Annotated in this window: 2 protein-coding genes; one reads left to right on the plus strand and one right to left on the minus strand. The window is 74.3% G+C overall.

All coding sequences use genetic code 11. The annotated features are described in order from the left end of the window. Positions 1-1,208, plus strand: a 1,208-nt coding sequence (locus QR77_RS46605) for a PQQ-binding-like beta-propeller repeat protein (protein ID WP_160310904.1), incomplete at its 5' end; no start/stop codon positions are given. 37 nt (positions 1,209-1,245) lie between these two features. On the opposite strand, the gene QR77_RS13035 is transcribed toward QR77_RS46605, so the two are convergent. Next, positions 1,246-2,430 carry a UDP-N-acetylglucosamine--N-acetylmuramyl-(pentapeptide) pyrophosphoryl-undecaprenol N-acetylglucosamine transferase gene (locus tag QR77_RS13035; RefSeq protein WP_052489595.1) on the minus strand — a complete coding sequence of 395 codons (1,185 nt, stop codon included), beginning with the start codon at positions 2,428-2,430 and terminating at the stop codon, positions 1,246-1,248. Positions 2,431-2,580: the final 150 nt, after the last annotated feature.

Here is a 2,580-nt window from a genome sequence, read left to right on the forward strand (position 1 = left end):
CCGGCCAGTCGGGCGGTGGCCGGGGGCTCTCCCGGCGCGGGCTGCTCACGGTGGCGGCCGGCGGCGGAGTGGTCCTGGTGGGCGGCGGCGCCGCGTGGTGGTGGCGGCGGGGGCGCGAGAGCGTCGATCCGGCGTTCCGGATCCCGGCCGCCGTACGGACGCCCAAGGCGACCCTGCTCGACCCGGACGCCGGCGACATCCTGGTGGGCACCCACAACAGGGACGGCAAGGGCCTCCAGCCGCTGTGGACGGTTCCCGGCCTGAACTCCACCACCTCCCCGCCGCCGCTTCCGATCCGCGACGTCATCGTGTTCGGCGCCTCGGGCGGCGGCCTGACGGCCCTCGATGTCGTCAACGGCAAGAAGCGCTGGTCGGCGCCCGATGTGTCGGCGCCCGGCCGTTACGTGTCGCTGTCCGACCGGCTCGTCGCCGCCGTCGGCCCGGGCGGGAAGCTGGTCACGTTCGTCCCCTCCACCGGGGAACCCAAGTGGACCGCGCCGGCCGGAGCCCGGTCCGTCCTGGGCGCGGACGCGGACGCGGTGTACGTCGTCACCACGGACGACCGGATACGCGCCGTCGACCGCTCCGACGCCACGATCCGCTGGACGGCGCCGTCCTCGGTGAAGCTGGGGACGGAGGTCCCGCCACGGGGCAGGACCGCGCCAGGACGGCTGGTGGTGTGCGCCGCCGACGGAACGATCCTCGGGGTCGACACCCGTACCGGCCGCGAGGTCTGGAAGTTCTCCGTCGCAGAAGCGATCGTCCAGGAACCGGCGATCCAGGGCGACCGCGTCTACATCGGCGCCGCCGACCTCACGGCGCACCGGATCTCCGACGGCACCCGGATCTGGGCGACCGAGTCACAGAAGGACTACGAGGGCAAGCGGGAGACCTGGTCACCGCCGACCGTGAGCGGCGGTTCGGTCTTCGCGATGCGGGGCGGAACGGCCCAGCGGTACGACGCGCGAAAGGGCACCCCCCTTTGGGACCAGGCTGCGATGGGTGACGCGCGCAGCCCGGTCCTGCTCCAGGGCACCTGCGCCTGGATCATCGACGACGCCGTGGAGACGGTGGAGGCCCTCGACATGGAGGAGGGCAGGACGTACGTCTCGTGCGACCTGGACGGCGATGTCCTGGGGTTCAGGGCCGACGGCAACCGCGTGTTCGTGATGACGGACGTGGGCCTGACGGCGCTGCCGGTGCTGTGAGGGCGGATACGCCGGAGGAGCCGCCGCCCGGTACGGGTCACCCGGAGGCGGCGGACAGGATCACGTCCACGAGCCGGTCCGCCGCGTCGGGCCTGCCGTGTGCCCGGGCCTGCTTCGCCATCGCGTCCCGCCGGGCGGGGTCCGTGAGGAGCGGGCTCACCGCGTCGCGCAGGCTCGCCCCGGTCACCTCGCCGATCAGCGCCACGGCGGCGCCCGCGCTCTCCAGGTGGCGGGCGTTGTGCGCCTGTTCGTTCCCCGCCGAGGTGGCCAGCGGGATGAACACCGCGGGCTTGCCGAGGGCGGTCAGCTCGGCCAGCGTGCCGGCGCCGCTCCGGGAGATCACCACGTCCGCCAGGGCCAGGACGTCCGGGAGTTCCGGGCCGACGAACCCGGCGAGGTGGTAGCGCCCGGCCAGCTCCGGAGGGAGCAGCGCCGCGCTCTCCCGCAGGGCCTCGGCGTTGGCGGGCCCGCACTGGTGGATGACGTTGGCGTGGCCCAGCAGCCACGGCAGCACCTCGCGGACGACGTCGTTGATCTGCTGGGAACCCTGGGCGCCACCGGTGACGTACACGGTGGGGAGGCGCCGGTCGAAGCCCCGCAGCCCCAGGGCGTCGACGGCCTTGTCCGCGTGCCCCGACAGCACCTCGGGCCGGATCGGGTTGCCGGTGACCACGCCCAGGTGCCGCACGGCTTCCGGCAGCAGCGGCAGCGAGGACTCCGACGAGACGGCGATGCGCGTCGCCGAACTGGCGAGCCGCCTGTTGGCCAGGCCGAGCCGCACGGTCTGCTCGTGAAGGACCAGCGGCCGGTGGCACATACGGGCGGCCAGACCGGCGGGAACGGCGACGTAACCGCCGGTCGCGAGCACGACGTCAGGACGGAAGCCGGAGACGATCTTCCGGGCCTGCGCCACGCCGAGCGGCACCCTGGCCATGTCCCGTACGTTCGCCGGCGACACCATCTTGAGCGGGTTGCTGGAGCGGCGGATCTTGCCGGTGGCGACCGTGGCGAACGCGATGCCCTCCGCCGGGGCGACCCGCGCCTCAAGGCCGTCCGCGGTGCCGATCCACAGGACGTCCAGGGCTCCGCCGTCCGCGGCGAGCCTGCCTTGCAGGGTGCGGATCGCGGTCAGGGCCGGATAGGTGTGTCCTCCGGTGCCGCCGCCCGTGACGATCAGGCGGAAGGAGCGCGGGAGGGGCGGGAGAGGGGAAGCGTTAGTCACCCGGCGCACCCTACTGGCTGCTTCACCCGGGCAGGACACGCCGTGGGCGGCGGGGTGCCCGGGGGCAGGCGGCACGTGCCTGCGGTCGGGCGGTCGACGTCCGGGGTCAGGCGGTGGGCGCCGCCGCCACCGCGGCCTGGGGGCGGATCG

Origin of the sequence: Streptomyces sp. 150FB, from assembly GCF_000818195.1 — a bacterium.
GTDB lineage: Bacteria > Actinomycetota > Actinomycetes > Streptomycetales > Streptomycetaceae > Streptomyces.